Consider the following 14,942-nt stretch of genomic DNA (forward strand, 5'->3'; position numbering starts at 1 on the left):
ACACGAACCATGAGGCCCCAAGACCGCCATATATCTCGCCAGCGGCATATACAACAACAGCGAATGCCACCCATAGAGCAAAGAAATATCTATCAAAGAAACGCTGCACCGGATCACGATCCAGATCCTTGGCGAATCGACAGTATTCCTCATAAGCTTCACAACCGGGCATCGTCACAAAGAGCCAGCCCATGTGCGCCCACATGAATGTGACGAGCGGTGAATGCGGATCAGGCTCGTCATCAGCCTCCTTGTGGTGAATCCGGTGCTGGGCCACCCACTGCATCGGCCCGCTCTGAAGAGCGAGCACACCACAAAAGGTCAGAAAATACTCCATCCATTTGAACGTCTGAAAGCTTCGATGGGTGAGCAATCGATGAAAGCACAGTGTCACGCCCAGCATTCCGGCAACAAAATAGAGAACGACGGCGAGAATGAGGCCCGAGGTACTGTAGAAGCTCGGATTAAAAGCAGCAAGAACAGCGATATGGACACCAGCGATGATAACTACACTCCACCATTGAATCTTCCGTTCATTTTTTTTATGAACGGCGAGATGTCTCTTTTCAGTATGGGTCACCAAACTTCTCCTTAAAGATTGGCCAAGCAACGATGTGCAAAACCGACATTCCAGCAAATTAGCGGAGCACATGCGCCAAAAAACAATTGCGGACGAAATCTATACCACTCGATATTGAGTTATTCTTAAAATAACAAGCAGCTTGAGGTTCCATATTATAACGGATGCCCAAGCAGGGCCATTTTCAAGGAGATAATGGCTAAAATCAAGCCAAAAATTTCGGGATATTGCTACTCACTTTTGTTACGCCGCCCGCTTCCCCCAATTGCCGCATTGACATACATTTAGCTACCATTCTCGATACTCACCTACAGCGCAGGAGTGAAAACGTGCCTGAAATTAAAGCGAACGGCATTCAGATTCATTACGAAACCTCGGGAGAGGGAGCCCCCATCGTATTTGTCCACGAATTCGCCGCCGACCTCCGTAGTTGGGAAGACCAGGTGCGCTACTTCAACCGTCGCTACCAAACGATCACCTACAACGCCAGAGGATTTCCTCCCACGGAGGTTCCCGAGGAGGTTTCAGCATATAGCCAGGACCACGCCGTTAACGATCTCGCCGACCTTATCAGGGGCCTCAATCTCGCCCCGGCTCATATCGTAGGCCTATCGATGGGTGGTTTCGCATCGCTACATCTCGGGCTTCGCTATCCAGAGCTCGCCCGTTCATGCGTGGTGGCCGGCTGCGGCTACGGCTCTGACATGAGCCAACGCGATAAATTCCAGAGTGAGGCCCAAGAGGTTGCCCGGCGTTTCCTTGAGGATGGTCTTGAGAAATTTGGCCCCACCTACACAGCCGGGCCCACGCGCGTTCAGCTTGAGAGAAAAGACCCAATCGCCTACGAGCGTTTCCAGAGAGAATTTGTCGAGCGCTCGGCTCTCGGGGCGGCGAATACCATGCGGGGCCTTCAGGCTCTTCGCCCCTCGGTCTACGAACTTGAAGAATCGATGAAAAAATGCAAGGTTCCGATGCTTATTCTCACAGGCGATGAAGACGAGCCCTGTCTTGAGCCCGCGCTTTTCATGAAGCGCACGATTTCGACAGCGGCCCTCATCACATTTCCCAACGCTGGCCACCTTATTAACCTCGAGGAGCCCGCGATGTTCAACCGGGTCGTTCTCGAATTCATCACCGAGGTCGATGCCGGAAGATGGCCTACACGCGACCCAAGATCTATTAGTTCCTCCTCACTCATGCCTGAGGAAAAGTAGACGCGCTTAAAGGTGAGGTTTTACTTAAGTATCTCTTTTATGGCATTTCTCATCTCGCCGTCGATTTGTTTTGTTTTCTTGGGCGACATGTAGGGGTCGCTCGATCCAAACAACATAAAAGAGCTTATCGACTCCATGGTTGACCTCAAGTCCGCCTTCATCACAAGAGTTGACACCAGTGCAGTGACCAAACAGAAAAGAAACCAGGCCGCATACAATTTGACTGTTCTTGCCTTGTGCGCCCAATGGATATGCTCCATGCCACTCGTACTCTTGCTGGTCCCTCGCTTCCTGCGATGACTTCTTGACTTTCTGCCTCTGCCAGAGCGCCCTTTCTTTGGAGAAGGGTGGCTTGCCTTGTACAAACGCACGCTTCCGATGATCAGGAAGCTCATAAAGACCCCGTAAATATTCAGAGAAATATCTCGCCAGAGAAACCCAAATATCATGGTCGTATCATTGATTGATGCGCTCACCACAAGACCGACGAGACCTATGAAAATGAAAACCACCGCCATTCTCCTATTACACAGGCAGCTAACTCTGGGAGTGTCTACCCTGCGAGTGTTCACACTCACAGGTGTGCACAAAATCTGGATACGCTTTTTTGTAAAAGGCGCATCCGAGACAAAATTAATCTTATAAAGTGTTGTGATTATTAGCAATACAGCGTTTCAAGGGGCACCTATCGCGAAACTGTTATCCCAAGAGGTTTATATGGATATTGAGGCGTAACGATACGATGGAAAACCCACAAAACTTCGCGAAATAAAATTTCCCGTAGAGAAGCGCAACGGTGAATTTAATAGAGGAATTGCTCAAACTAGAATGTTGGCGGCGGGAGTTACCCCATCTTTCGCCCATGAGCCCGGTGGTAGGGATCAGGAACGTAGGCCAAATCTTTTTTTGCCAGCGCTGCCGCAGCACGTTGGGGCCAGTAGGGGTCGCGCAGATATTCGCGCGCCAAAAGAACGATATCGGCCTGCCCATTTCGGATGATTTGATCGGCCTGCCAGGGCTCGGTAATCATCCCGACCGCCGAGGTGGGGACATCCGCCTCTCGCCGAACAGCATCGGCAAAAGGAACTTGATAGCCAGCGCCAACGGGAATCTTAGCCAACGGCGTTCCCCCGCCACCGCTGCAATCAATCAAGTCCACTCCCTCAGCCTTTAGAATTTTTGCAAGCTCAATTGTTTCCTCAAGCGTCCAGCCCCCCTCGAACCAGTCCGTGGACGAGAGTCGGACCGACATGGGCCGATCCTCGGGCCATTCCTCTCTGACGATACGGACCGTATCCACTGTGAAGCGAACACGGTTCTCGAAGCTGCCACCATAGTTGTCGGTCCGCTTATTTGAGATTGGCGAGTGAAAACTGTGCATCAAATATCCATGTGCACCATGGACCTCTATCCAATCGAATCCCGCCTCCTTTGAGCGGCGTGCGGCCAAACGGAAGGCATCCTGAAGCCCGGCGATATCATCTAAAGTAAGTTCGCGGGGCACCGGTGCCGAATCATTAAACGGAACAGCGCTCGGAGCCACTATTTCCCAGGCACCCTCATCGTCCGAAAGATAACTGCCACCCTCCCAAGGCTCTCTACAACTGGCCTTGCGACCGGCATGGCCTATTTGAATGGCAGCTACTGCACCCTGCCCTTTTACAAACTTAGTAATTCGCTCCAGGGGCTCGATATGATCGTCTGACCAGATACCCAAACAGCCAGGCGTTATTCTCCCCTCAGGTACAACACCCGTCGCCTCGACGATTACAAGCCCCGCCCCGCCTGCCGCTCGCGCTCCGAGGTGAACGAGGTGCCACTCGTCGGCAAAACCGTCTTTTGCGACGTACTGGCACATTGGCGAAACACCGATACGGTTTCTTAGCGTTATACCGCGAAGTTGTAATTCATCGAAAAGATGAGGCATCCGGATAAACTCCTGTCAGAGAAATCATGCACAACGAATGAAAAAAGCCCGGAGCGCAAAACGCTCCGGGCCGATAACGCTCGGATCAGGGCGTGCTGCGGCGCGCACCACCATCCATATATATCGAGGCTGCCATAGAATAAGAATTCGCCTCCGAAGCCAAGAAGGCGGCCATCCGTCCGACTTCCTCGGGCTCGCAAATACGGCCAGCCGGTATCTTGGAGCCCCGCTCTTTCAAGAATTCCTCGACGCTCTTGCCTGCCTTATCGGCCCCGGCTTGAGAAATATCGCGGGCCCGCTGGGTGTTCGTCATGCCAGGACAAATGTTGTTCACGATAATTCCGTCGCCCGAAACAGCATCGGAAAGACCACGCGAGGCGTTGAGAACTGTGATGTTCGCAAAACTGGTGGGCAGATTCCCCCGAGCCGGGCTTGCGCCCGCACCGCCGCAAATGTTGATGACTCGGCCCCAGCTGTTTTTCTTCATGTGGGATACGCAGAGCTGTGCCATGCGAATATAACCGAAGGTCTTGAGGCTCAACGCATCGGAAAACAGGTCCACATCGATATCAAGAACATCGCCGCCCTTGGCTGCACCAGCACTATTGATGAGAATATCCACGCCACCGAACTTACTCGCAGTGGCATCTACTACTTTCTTGCATCCATCGAGCGATGTCAGGTCGGACACGACGTACATCCCCTCGCCGCCTGCTGCGTTGACATCATCAACCGCCTTTTTGAGCAGTTCCTCATCACGCGCCGTCACACAGACTCGCGCCCCCTCACCGGCCAGTGCAATTGCGCACTCGCGCCCGATGCCCCGGCTCGACCCGGTGACGATGGCACTTTTCCCCTTCAATCCAAGATCCATTCTGCACCCCTTTCACATAAGTAAAAATGCTTCAAAATTCCGCGTGCAACAGACATGGGGACACCTGCCCCCAGCCTGACTCCCCATCAATTTTCGATGCCTAACTATATAACGCCATTTCGCCTCCACGCCAAGGCGAGACCGGAGGGCATAAATATGATATTTGTTCATCCCACATACATATGAGGGAGACTTCATGCCAGATACCACGATTAGCGCCGAGGCGCTTAACGATTTTCTCACTCGCGCCTACGAGGCGCTGGGTCTGCCAGCCGGGGACGCGGCAAAGTGTGCCGCCCAGACTGTCGATGCTGAACTCCGGGGAGTGGGCTCCCACGGCTGCGTGCGCTTCGGGGTGTTCGCCGAGCGCCTTCGCCGCGGCACCGCCAACCCGCGCCCGAACATTACGACCGTAACCGATCTTCCCGCCTTTTCGCTTCTTGATGGAGACCTTGGCATGAGCGCCGTCGTCGCGAGCCGGGCCATGGAAGTGGCGATGGAAAAAGCCGAAGCCTCGGGAATTGGCGCAGCCGCCATTCGCCGCTCCTCGCACACGGGGCACATCGGTTATCTCGCCGCCATGGCCCTCCAAAAGGGCATGATCGGTATCGTCATAAGCGGGGCAACCGGAAACCTCGCACCATGGGGCGGGGCCGAGCGACTTTTGGGCAACAGTCCGATTGCCTTCGCCATTCCCTCATCACAAGAGTTTCCTATTATCTTTGATATGGCGACCTCGAAGGTGGCCAAGGGATATGTCCTCCTCGCAGCAAAGTCCGGGGAGCCCATCCCCGAGGGCTGGGCTCTTGACCCGGAAGGTCAGCCTACGACCGACGCCGCCCTGGGCGCGAAGGGCACAATGCTCCCCCTTGGCGACTACAAGGGTTATGGGCTCGCGCTAATGTTCAGCTTTATCACCTCGGCCCTTTCGGGGAACGGCTTCGATGCCGAGCAGCCAGAGTGGACCGAGACAGACAAACAATTCGCACTTCCCATGCTCGCCATCGCCATCGACCCAGAGCGCTGCCTTGGGGGCGACTACCAGGCGGCTGTAGACGAAACCGTTCGTGAGATAAAAAGCTCGCGCCTTGCGCCGGGCTTCGATGAAATTCGAATCCCAGGAGAGGGTGCCCACCGCCGCTATCGCGATGCGCTTGCAGGCGGCATTAATCTCAAGCCAGCCCTGATAGAGGATCTCAACCGCATTGCCAACGAGCTTGGCGTGCGGCCCCTCTCTAATGCCTGACATTTGTTTACCTGCAATTTGGGCATGTGTTCCTTGAACACCACTCAAACGTTGCGGTAAAGTGCCGGTGGAAACACAACCAAGTCGATTGAATCGGGTCGCTGTCGCCATCGCAATTCGCCTGAGCGGCAGGCATGTTATTTACCTTTTAATTCGGAGGAGTGCTGTGGCTAAAGTCGCCATGATTATTGACAAGTCGGACAATGTCGCTACCTGTATCGCCAAAATAAAAAAAGGTGAGACGGTCGAGTTGATGTTCAACGGCAAGAAAACGAAGAAATTAAAGGCCAGACAGAGTATCCCGTTTGCCCACAAGATTTGCGTCAAACCGCTTAAAAAGGGCGACCAGTGCCTAAAGTATGGCCTTTCGATCGGCTCTGCCAGCAAAGAGATCAAGATGGGCGACTACATTCACGTTCACAACATTGAAAGCAACCGGGGCCGCGGCGACCTCGAAGAAAACTAAGGAGCACTGCACATGGCCAGAAGAAAAAAACCGACCCCCCGGCTGCGCAAGACATGGTTCGGCTACCCAAGAGAAAACGGCGACGTGGGAGCAAGGAACTATCTCCTCGTCCTGAGCGGTACGCTATACGCCAACCCCACCTGCGAGCGAGTGACGCGCACTTTGCGCCATAGCGTCTCCATCACCCATCCCCTCGGGCGCTGCCAGATTGAACCCGACCTCAGGCGCACGTTCGAGACCCTCGTCGCACACGGTCAGAACGCAAACGCCGGTGCGGTCGTCGTCATCGACCACCACCGCGAGGAGGGCTGCACCGCCGAGGAGATCGCCCACGAGATTGCCAAGACCGGCAAGCGCGTTGAGGCCATCAACATCCGGCTGGACGGCGGCGCCATCGATGCCACCGCTAAGGCAACGCGCATCGGCATGGAAATGATTCGTGAACTCACCAACGAGCACCGCCAGGAAGTGCCCGTCTCAAAGCTCCTCCTCGGCCTCAACTGTGGCACATCGGACACGACCTCGGGCATCTCGCACAACAAGGCGACCGGCTGGGTCACCGACCAGGTCATCAAGCTTGGTGGTCGCGCCCTTTTGGCCGAAACAACGGAGATGATGGGCGGCGAGGATGTTCTCGCGGCCAAATGTGTACGTCCGGCGCTGGGCAAGAAAATCTGGGCAATGGTCAACAAGATGGAAGCCGACATCCTCGCTTGCGGCGTGGACCTTCGCGGAAGCCAGCCCACGGGCGACAACATGGAGGGTGGCCTCTCCACCATCGAGGAAAAATCACTGGGCGCCATTCAAAAAGCGGGCTCGGCCCCCATCGTCGACGTGATTCCCTACTCCGTGCGGGCGAAGAAAATACCCGGCCTCCACGTCATGGACACCCCCGGCCACGGCGGCGAGTCCATCACCGGCATAGCCGGTGGAGGCGCCCAGGTGCTTATTTTCTCAACGGGCGGCGGCCATACCATCAACCACCCGCTGATGAGCACCCTGCGTATTACGGGAAATCCCGTATCCGCCAAGTTGCAGCGCGACACCCTCGACGTTGACGTGTCGGACATGTTTACGGGAACAACCATCGAGGAGGCCGGGCGGCGCGTTTATGACGAGGTGATCGACATCGCCAACGGCAAGATGACCAAGGCCGAAATCCTTCACGAGGACAATGCCTTTGCCATCACCCGCAACGGCCTGAGCGTCTAGGTTGCAGGGAGGGCGGCAAAACGATGCCGCTCATCGGCTATGATGAGGCGCTAGCCCGCCTCGCCAGCGAGGAGGCTGGCGAGGGCTGGTTGCCCTGGTGCGAGGCGCATGACATTTACCAGCTCCCCACCGTCGAATGGGTCGAGGCGCTAGCTGATACCATCCGGCCACTGGCTCCGAGGCACGTTGTTGAGGTGGGCTCAGGGGCTGGGGCACTTGGTCGGGCACTCATGGCGCAGGGAATTCCCCTTCGAATGACGGACCCGGCGGGCGATGACGATATTGAGCCTCTTGGCGCGGAAGAAGCCCTGTCCCGCTATCGTCCCGACATGGTCGTGTCTTGCTGGCTTCCCTTCGATCTTGGCGCAGAAAAAATCATCTTGGCCAACCCCGATGTGCGCTGGTACCTCGTCATCCTACAGGAGGGGCCTGGTTTTGCCGGAAGCGAGCATCTCTGGCGCAATTCAGATTGGATATCGCAGCGCATTGAAACAGCTGATCGATGGTCAGTGTCGCGTAGCGACTACTTAACGGAAGTGGTGAGCGGCGAGCACATCCGCCACGGAGGCGCATATCTTTTTGAGCGCCATAAAAACTGAGGACACAAACTCTCACGCAAGGCCTCGCCTTCAACCGCTGGCCAAAATCCCAAGGAGCGTTAAATGAGTCGTCTCGTTCACAAAGAAGAGCTCAAACGATTCATCACCGAAGTTTTCAAACGCGCGGACATGCCCGAGGCGGATGCGGCATGGACCGCCGACACGCTCACCCAGGCAGAGCTTCGCGGCACATCGAGCCACGGCGTCATCCGCACTTCTGCATACGTCACTCGTTTAAAAAGTAAAACCAACAACCCCACACCCAACATCAAGGTCATCAAAGACGCCGGCGCGCTCGCCCTCATGGATGGCGACAACGGCATGGGTCAGGTGGTCTCCAAGCGCGGGATGGAAGAGAGTCTAGACCGTGCTGAAAAACACAACGTCGGCGTCGTCATCATGCAACGCAGCAACCACTTCGGCGCGGCTGGAACCTTCGCCCAGTTGGCGCTTAAGCGAGGCATGGTCGGCATCGTCACAACAAACGCGGTGAAGACCATCGCGCCTGCAGGCGGGAAAGAAAAAATTCTCGGGAACAATCCGGTCGCCATCGCCATACCAGGAGACCCGCCCATCGAACTCGACATGGCGCTCAGCACGGTGGCGCGCGGCTATGTCCTCCAGGCGCACATGGCAGGCAAAAACATCCCTGAGGGCTGGGGGGTGGATGCCGAGGGCGAGCCCACGACAGATCCTAACGAAGTCCTCGAATCAGGCTCCCTCACCGCAATTGCCGGCTACAAGGGCGTTGGCCTCTCGGTCGCCATCGACGCCATTTTGGGTGCACTAACGGGCGGCGCCCATAGCCACGGCATCGGCGGGCTCATGGACCCCACGGACCCCGGCAACGTCACCCACTTTTTCGCCGCCATCCGAATTGAATCCCTAATTCCTATGGCGGAGTTTCGGGCCACGGTAAACACGCTATGCAGCGTGCTTCGCGCCGCGCCTAAGGCGGCTGGCGTCGAGCGCATCTATATGCCCGGGGAGAAGGAATATGATAGCGAGCAGGCGCTTAGGGCAAGCGGCATACCCCTGCTTCCCGAGCGCTACACCGAACTCGCTGAGCTGGCTCGCCAGCTCGACATCCCCGAAATGGAAACCTTCGAATGACACCCTCCCCCAAAATCGCCCCCGAGGCGCTGGCTGATTCTGCTGCCGAATTCGCACGCGGGGCAGGCGCGATTCTTTTGGGTCTGTTCGGCAAGCGCGTCGAGGTGGACTACAAGAACAAGGCGAAAACTGATCCCGTCAGCGAGGCCGACACCGCGAGCCAGGATTTTCTCTCCAAGGCCATTGTCGCCAAATTTTCGGACCACGCCGTATTAGGCGAGGAAACCTCCAAGGATAAAGAAGAGGCCAAACGCGAAGGGGAAAAAGAGGTCCCCGATTACCTGTGGATACTCGACCCACTGGACGGCACTAAAAATTTTTTAAACGGTTTATCCGTTTGGGGGTGCTCGGTCGGCGTACTTTACAAAGGCCGCCCAGTCGCGGGCGCTATCTTCACGCCGGAGCCCTCGTCAAGCGGGGGCACCATCTACCGCGCATGGGAGGGGGGCGGCGCATTTCGCGAGTCGCATCCTATTCAAGTGGCCGAGGACGGCAAGCCAACCGGCAAGCGAATCGCGAGTCTGCCTGGCGCCTACTGGACCCAGTTCCGGCCGACGGGACCTCTCAAATCTAGCCTCGGCGAGGTTCGTGCGCCGGGCTCCATCGCTTATGAACTCGCGCTCGTGGCAAGAGGCGGGCTTCACTATGCCCTTTTCGGCGCTCCTAGCATCTGGGATGTGGCCGCAGGCGTCCTCATCGTCAAGGAAGCAGGCGGGCGTCCCGTTATCCGGCAAAACGGCACTGACCGATGGGAGCCATTCGAGAATTTTTTCCCGCCCGAAAACCTACCTAAAAATATCGACGCCGCCAGAAAATGGCGGCGCTCGCTGCTGGTAGGCAATCCCGAACTCACGAAATTCATCTCCACCAATATCCGCAAGGTGAACAGGCCGGGGCTTTGGACCAAGAAACGACCCGGCAACTAATTTTTCTTTTTTCCCAATACAAATGAAGTGGCTTCAACGCCTTTTGCCCAACGGCGGGACGGGTACGGGCTTGAAGCTATCGACGGGCGATTTCTTTCCAAACGTCTGTATCTCGGTCAGTGATTCTTTCTCGTTTCCAGATGAATTTCTATAGGAACTAGACGACTTGATACGAAGCTCATAGTTGGGGGGGCGGCCCTTGGGCTCTATCCCGGGAATCGAGAACGAAAAGAGGCGACTCTCGCCCGGCACAATCCCCCTTACGCTGTGCGATGTTTTACAGCAGCGCCTTCCCTTTTCAACAATCTCGATCTCAAGGACCAGATCATAGACAAAATCCTTGTCGATGTTCGCGAGCGTGCCGTGCACCTTGAGGTATGGTTTGCATTTTGGGCATTTTCGGGGCCTGTAAACATCTAGCTCGACTTCCTTAACCTTCATCCATTTCTCCGCCCGCCGGTCCCGAATTTTCGACATGAGGGCGAGCGAGGAGAGAATACGCCCACGGTGCGGCGTCTTAGGATAGCGCTTTAAATATTTATCGAGAGCCGCCGCGCTTCCCGAGCGCTCGGCAACGCGGAGCTCTTGTTTCTCCATGTGTTTAGAGACGATCTCAGCCTCTTGGCTCCTGGGATAGCGCCGAATAAAAGCATCCCAGTCGTCAGCAACCATCGAGTTCATGGCTCGCTCAAAGGAGGCCTGCTTGAGCGCTTCTCTGGCCTCATCCATGTAGGGGTTACCGGGATTATCATGAATGTAGCGAGTAAGTGTGAGAACATTATCCGATGACTTGGCGCGGTCCAAAAGAAGGCGCTCTAGCCGCTGGGTCGCAGCAGCTGTCCACTCGCTAGGCGTTTTTATGTGGCGTGCAATGAAGGCACGGTAATCTTTTATCGAATCCTTCCGCTTCACTTTGTCGTACTCTGTCTTTTGGAGCTCTTCTTGTGCGGTCGAGGCGAATTTACTTTTTGGGTACTTGCGGATGAACGCTTCAAGCTGGCTAGACTTCATACGCGAGATCACATCGTAATAAGAAATCTTCTCGACCAGCAGCTCAGCCCGTCTGGTATGCGCTCCGGTGGGATGAAGTTTTATGTACTTTCGGTAGGCGTTAGCAGTGTGGACAGACTGTGCCGTCCGAAAGTCGGCTTCATCACTCTGCTTGGGAGATATCGCTTGCGAGCCGCCACCACCCAAACCCAATCTGTCGACAAGTCCGCAAGCACCTAAAACCATCACCAGAAAAATAGCGCCAACGAGAGGTTTGAGGAAAATCATCCGCCTGACATCTTGCATACCACGCACCTCTTCTCGCCTGTGTAAACCCGGGCGTTTTTCATTTCGCTTAAATGGGAGGCCAGGGGAAACTTCTGTACTCCTCGGGATGCGGTAACCGAGGATTAGCCAGAAATGCTCCTACCCGCCTGCGAAGCATATCGAATTCTTCGGGCTCAAGCCGTGAAATTATTTCACTTGTCATGGGATTTTCGCCATCATCCAGCTTTCTGTCGAGCCCTCTGAGATCGTCGAGAATGTTTTCCGAAAGTTCATGGCCCGCAAAATCCCATATAACGGTTCTCAGCTTCGGTTCGACATGAAAAGTCAGGCCATGGTCGATGCCCCAAACGCGGCCGTCCTGGCCTTTGAGGCAATGTCCCCCTTTGCGGTCGGTATTATTTACAATGAGATCAAAAACCGCGAGGAGAAAAAGCTCGGGCCTACCCTCTTCCAGGAGGGTGAAGTAGTCAGATTCAGGGTCATGGGCAATGTAGAGTTGAACTGAGCCCTCACCGTGCGGGCCCTCTCGCACGATTGTGGGCGGCACGAGTTGCCAGCCGAGAGCCTGGCTAATGAGAAAAGAGCAGCGCTCGCGATGGTGAAGGGTGCCATATGGATAATCCCACAACGGGCGCTCGCCGCCGGCAGGCTTGTAGATACCCAGAAAGCGCAGGTCGCCATTTCGAAGCTCGACCGCAAAGGTGTAGTTCGAGCCCCGGGGAACGAGCTCGCCCCCCTCAATTTCGGCCCCATCGATTAGACTTTCGATCTCATCGATGGATAGGCGAGTGCCTTCATCCTCCTCAGAGGAAGGCGCATCCTCCCCAAAATCTGTCTCGGGAAACGACTCAGAAGACACGCTGGCTTTCCTATGAAATGGGCGGCGGCAGATTAATGTTTAAAGTGACCGTTCGTATTGGGATTGACCTTACCCGCAGCAACAAGGGCCTGCCTGGAAACCGAATCAGTTCCCCTGCCCGAGGCGCAGAGTTCAAGACTCTTATTCACGAAACTCTCGGAGTGACTCACCTCTAGAGAAATTTGCAACTTCGCCCGAATGGTTGGCTCTGCGTCGCCTACCTCCTCGGAATCCTCGAAGTCCTCAAAGGTGTCTTCCTCGGCCTCCTCAAGTGCATCGTGGAAAAAAAGCGTGACATACTTTTTGCCCGGCCCAAAGGCGAGACCCAGACGACCGACCTTGAACTCCACCATTTCCTCGGATGAGCACTGAAGGATACTCATGTCCTCAAGGTAGGGGACATCGGCCTCCTCTGGATTAGCCCCTTCCTTCCATGGGGTGCTCTCGATAAGTTTCTTGATGGCCACGGACAGGCCGTAGAGCTGCTCTTTTTCGAGCCACAGTGTCGCGGCGGCCTGCGGCGTACTGTCAATCAACAACCTGAATACACGTTTGCCCGGCAAGCCCAGAGATTCGGGCTCGACAGTATCAACCAGTCCAAAATTATGTTCTGCCATTTCCATTGATATTTGAATCCTCATTTCGAAAAGAGATAATCAGTTAGCCAAAGCCATCAATTAGCCAAAACCCAGGGCGCTCTCCTTGCATACGCAGGCACCAAGCTTATAATCCTCCTACCTCACCGCCAGGGCGGCGAGGTTCATCCTATGCCGCCACGACCCGATAACACCAGGCCATTTTTATGACGAAAAGTTCTGACAAACGACCCTCCGGCGCCCGGGCTGGCGCGATGGAGTATCTACTGCTCGCCCTTTTGATTCTCGCCGTCACCGTGACGGCCTGGACCCTTATCGACAATGGCCTGCTTGATACGATCGCCAGCCTAGTGAATTAACTCCCGCGCCGTCAATTGGGCTTCATTCATCCAAGCGTTCGAGCTCGGCCCGCAGCGCCTCGGGCGCGGCGCGGCCCTTGAGCCCCTCATCAAGATAGACGCCAAGACCATGAGCTACCCGGTTGATGAAGTTGAAGTATCCCACGAGCGCAACCAGATCAACGATGGCGGTATCATCGAGGCCCTGGGCTCGAAGCTTGTCCATATCGGCCCGCCGAAGCGTCTCAGAGTCTTTCGTGAGGCGCCGGGCAAAATCGAGCATAATCCGCATGCGATCTGTTAATTGCGCCTCATCGGGCCGCTCTTTTAGCTCCAAGGCGAGCGCATCATCGCCAAGCTCTTGACGGAGAAACTCTCCGTGGCTCGTCGTTCAGTAAAAACACCCGTTCGCCTTCGAGACCGCGATGGCCACAAATTCTCGCTCCACCCGCGACAACCTCGAATCGCCATGCATGAGCGTCAGGTACAAACCCCTGTGGGCACGCATGAGTTCGGGCCGATTGCTAAAGGGGCGCGATATATTCGCCGGGGAGCCAAATTTTTCTCGCCCCGCCTCATAGTAGCGCTTCACAAGGCCCTCGGCCTCATCCTCGGGGACCGTATGCACCCAGGCAATGGGATTGCCCTCGCTTCCGTCGATTTTCGCCATAACGATACACCACCTCATTAATTGGAAAATTTCAGACTTTCTCTACCAGTTGCTATATTTTTCTTTGCCCGTTGAATACCATGCCCCACCGAGAAAAAAAAGACGTTGTCTGACGTACCTTGTAAAACACTCAGTCTCGGGCGATATTCTTTTTAATATCCTTGTTCGGGCCGCGAGGCCAAAACATTTTCGAAGCTGCCACGAGCAGCTATCTTTCACATACCGATTTTTTTTGCGAGGAACGATCATGGGCAAGACGAAATTCGATTTTAGCGGACAGGTTGCAATTGCCACGGGCGCGGCAGTAGGCATTGGTCGAGGCGCCGCCCAGGCTTTTGCCGATTTCGGGGCAAAAGTCTATCTGCTCGACATCGATGATGAGAAAACCGAAAAATCTGCCGAGACCATAAGGGACTCCGGTGGAGACGCCACCTTCATTCACTGTGACATCACCAACTCGGGCGAAGTCAAAGCCGTCTTGGAGCGCATCGTATCCGAGGCAGGGCGAATTGATGTTCTCCTGAACAACGCGGGCGGCTTCAACAAACAACTTACCGTGGCCGAGACCGATGAAGAGGAATGGGATCAGGTCATCTCTCGCAACCTCAAGGGCGTATTTCTCTGCTCCCGGGCCGCCATCCCCACCCTGATGGAGCAAAAGAGCGGGCGCATCATCAACATGGGCTCGGTCGCCGGCCAGGCCTCCATGACACGCTCATCTCCACCCTACTCGGCCGCCAAGGCAGGCGTTCACGCCATGACCCGCGTCATGGCCAACGAGCTTGGCGAACACAACATCACCGTGAATGCCATTGCACCCGGCACCACCGCGACGGACCGCGTCGTCGCCCTGAGGAGCGAGGAGCAGCGCAAACAAATCGGCTCCCTCTCGCCCCTGGGCCGCATTGGTGAGGTCGAGGACATGGTCGGGTGGATTCTCTTTCTCGCCTCGCCTGAGGCAGGCTATTTTACCGGCCAGACGGTCTCGGTGAACGGCGGGCGCCTGGCAGTTTGATTTCATTTTTAGAGCTGGAGAAATTTTTC

The 14,942-nt window shown here is 55.6% G+C and carries 18 protein-coding genes; 9 read left to right on the top strand and 9 right to left on the bottom strand.

The features are described from left to right. Positions 1-580 (bottom strand): hypothetical protein (locus HOJ95_18025; GenBank protein MBT6396593.1); only part of this gene is annotated, 580 nt, incomplete at its 3' end. A gap of 329 nt (positions 581-909) precedes the next feature. Between HOJ95_18025 and HOJ95_18030 the strand changes: the two genes are divergently transcribed. Then, a complete protein-coding gene (locus HOJ95_18030) occupies positions 910-1,794 on the top strand; it encodes an alpha/beta hydrolase (protein ID MBT6396594.1) in 885 nt (294 codons plus the stop codon). Between the two features lie 20 nt (positions 1,795-1,814). Here the strand turns inward: HOJ95_18030 and HOJ95_18035 are convergent, their stop codons facing one another. From HOJ95_18035 to HOJ95_18045, 3 genes are all read right to left on the bottom strand, one after another. Further along, positions 1,815-2,306 (bottom strand): hypothetical protein, encoded by a 492-nt coding sequence (locus tag HOJ95_18035; protein ID MBT6396595.1) that lies wholly within the window; start codon positions 2,304-2,306, stop codon positions 1,815-1,817. Positions 2,307-2,638: 332 nt separating this feature from the next. Further along, a complete protein-coding gene (locus tag HOJ95_18040) occupies positions 2,639-3,721 on the bottom strand; it encodes an NADH:flavin oxidoreductase/NADH oxidase (GenBank protein MBT6396596.1) in 1,083 nt (360 codons plus the stop codon). Between the two features lie 85 nt (positions 3,722-3,806). Then, entirely contained in the window at positions 3,807-4,595 is a 789-nt protein-coding gene (locus tag HOJ95_18045; GenBank protein ID MBT6396597.1) for an SDR family oxidoreductase, read from the bottom strand. 196 nt (positions 4,596-4,791) lie between these two features. Here HOJ95_18045 and HOJ95_18050 point away from each other — a divergent pair, with 196 nt between their 5' ends. From HOJ95_18050 to HOJ95_18075, 6 genes are all read left to right on the top strand, one after another. Continuing rightward, a complete protein-coding gene (locus tag HOJ95_18050; protein MBT6396598.1) occupies positions 4,792-5,841 on the top strand; it encodes an Ldh family oxidoreductase in 1,050 nt (349 codons plus the stop codon). Between the two features lie 166 nt (positions 5,842-6,007). Then, positions 6,008-6,307: a UxaA family hydrolase gene (locus HOJ95_18055; protein MBT6396599.1), complete on the top strand. Its 300-nt coding sequence runs from the start codon at positions 6,008-6,010 to the stop codon at positions 6,305-6,307. A 12-nt stretch (positions 6,308-6,319) separates the two neighbouring features. After that, entirely contained in the window at positions 6,320-7,519 is a 1,200-nt protein-coding gene (locus HOJ95_18060) for a UxaA family hydrolase (protein ID MBT6396600.1), read from the top strand. Between the two features lie 23 nt (positions 7,520-7,542). Continuing rightward, positions 7,543-8,118, top strand: coding sequence for a hypothetical protein (locus tag HOJ95_18065; protein ID MBT6396601.1), 576 nt, complete (start codon positions 7,543-7,545; stop codon positions 8,116-8,118). A 63-nt stretch (positions 8,119-8,181) separates the two neighbouring features. Next, a complete protein-coding gene (locus tag HOJ95_18070) occupies positions 8,182-9,231 on the top strand; it encodes an Ldh family oxidoreductase (GenBank protein ID MBT6396602.1) in 1,050 nt (349 codons plus the stop codon). Then, on the top strand, positions 9,228-10,157 hold the full coding sequence (locus HOJ95_18075; protein ID MBT6396603.1) for an inositol monophosphatase: 930 nt from the start codon (positions 9,228-9,230) through the stop codon (positions 10,155-10,157). The genes HOJ95_18070 and HOJ95_18075 overlap by 4 nt, the downstream gene beginning before the upstream one ends. Positions 10,158-10,190: 33 nt before the next feature. Here the strand turns inward: HOJ95_18075 and HOJ95_18080 are convergent, their stop codons facing one another. The 3 genes from HOJ95_18080 to HOJ95_18090 are packed head-to-tail and all read right to left on the bottom strand — an operon-like array spanning position 10,191 to position 12,917. Beyond that, positions 10,191-11,453: a hypothetical protein gene (locus HOJ95_18080; protein ID MBT6396604.1), complete on the bottom strand. Its 1,263-nt coding sequence runs from the start codon at positions 11,451-11,453 to the stop codon at positions 10,191-10,193. Between the two features lie 49 nt (positions 11,454-11,502). Beyond that, positions 11,503-12,294, bottom strand: a complete 792-nt coding sequence (locus HOJ95_18085; protein ID MBT6396605.1) for an SCO1664 family protein — start codon at positions 12,292-12,294, stop codon at positions 11,503-11,505. 32 nt (positions 12,295-12,326) lie between these two features. Beyond that, positions 12,327-12,917 carry a DUF3090 family protein gene (locus tag HOJ95_18090; protein MBT6396606.1) on the bottom strand — a complete coding sequence of 197 codons (591 nt, stop codon included), beginning with the start codon at positions 12,915-12,917 and terminating at the stop codon, positions 12,327-12,329. Positions 12,918-13,096: 179 nt separating this feature from the next. Here HOJ95_18090 and HOJ95_18095 point away from each other — a divergent pair, with 179 nt between their 5' ends. Next, a complete protein-coding gene (locus tag HOJ95_18095; GenBank protein ID MBT6396607.1) occupies positions 13,097-13,249 on the top strand; it encodes a hypothetical protein in 153 nt (50 codons plus the stop codon). A 22-nt stretch (positions 13,250-13,271) separates the two neighbouring features. On the opposite strand, the gene HOJ95_18100 is transcribed toward HOJ95_18095, so the two are convergent. Continuing rightward, positions 13,272-13,565, bottom strand: coding sequence for a peroxidase (locus tag HOJ95_18100; GenBank protein ID MBT6396608.1), 294 nt, complete (start codon positions 13,563-13,565; stop codon positions 13,272-13,274). A gap of 54 nt (positions 13,566-13,619) precedes the next feature. Continuing rightward, on the bottom strand, positions 13,620-13,898 hold the full coding sequence (locus HOJ95_18105) for a peroxidase (protein MBT6396609.1): 279 nt from the start codon (positions 13,896-13,898) through the stop codon (positions 13,620-13,622). Between the two features lie 247 nt (positions 13,899-14,145). On the opposite strand from HOJ95_18105, the gene HOJ95_18110 reads away from it, so the two are divergent. Further along, on the top strand, positions 14,146-14,913 hold the full coding sequence (locus HOJ95_18110) for an SDR family oxidoreductase (protein ID MBT6396610.1): 768 nt from the start codon (positions 14,146-14,148) through the stop codon (positions 14,911-14,913). Positions 14,914-14,942: the final 29 nt, after the last annotated feature.

The organism is Nitrospinaceae bacterium (assembly GCA_018669005.1).
Lineage (GTDB): Bacteria > UBA8248 > UBA8248 > UBA8248 > UBA8248 > UBA8248.

Bases quoted from the DNA above. Each gene is read 5' to 3' on its own strand.
- HOJ95_18045 (MBT6396597.1), bottom strand. From the start codon at position 4,595: ATGGATCTTGGATTGAAGGGGAAAAGTGCCATCGTCACCGGGTCGAGC.
- HOJ95_18110 (MBT6396610.1), top strand. From the start codon at position 14,146: ATGGGCAAGACGAAATTCGATTTTAGCGGACAGGTTGCAATTGCCACG.
- HOJ95_18080 (MBT6396604.1), bottom strand. From the start codon at position 11,453: ATGCAAGATGTCAGGCGGATGATTTTCCTCAAACCTCTCGTTGGCGCT.
- HOJ95_18090 (MBT6396606.1), bottom strand. From the start codon at position 12,917: ATGGAAATGGCAGAACATAATTTTGGACTGGTTGATACTGTCGAGCCC.
- HOJ95_18075 (MBT6396603.1), top strand. From the start codon at position 9,228: ATGACACCCTCCCCCAAAATCGCCCCCGAGGCGCTGGCTGATTCTGCT.
- HOJ95_18070 (MBT6396602.1), top strand. From the start codon at position 8,182: ATGAGTCGTCTCGTTCACAAAGAAGAGCTCAAACGATTCATCACCGAA.
- HOJ95_18040 (MBT6396596.1), bottom strand. From the start codon at position 3,721: ATGCCTCATCTTTTCGATGAATTACAACTTCGCGGTATAACGCTAAGA.
- HOJ95_18095 (MBT6396607.1), top strand. From the start codon at position 13,097: ATGACGAAAAGTTCTGACAAACGACCCTCCGGCGCCCGGGCTGGCGCG.
- HOJ95_18065 (MBT6396601.1), top strand. From the start codon at position 7,543: ATGCCGCTCATCGGCTATGATGAGGCGCTAGCCCGCCTCGCCAGCGAG.
- HOJ95_18105 (MBT6396609.1), bottom strand. From the start codon at position 13,898: ATGGCGAAAATCGACGGAAGCGAGGGCAATCCCATTGCCTGGGTGCAT.
- HOJ95_18060 (MBT6396600.1), top strand. From the start codon at position 6,320: ATGGCCAGAAGAAAAAAACCGACCCCCCGGCTGCGCAAGACATGGTTC.
- HOJ95_18050 (MBT6396598.1), top strand. From the start codon at position 4,792: ATGCCAGATACCACGATTAGCGCCGAGGCGCTTAACGATTTTCTCACT.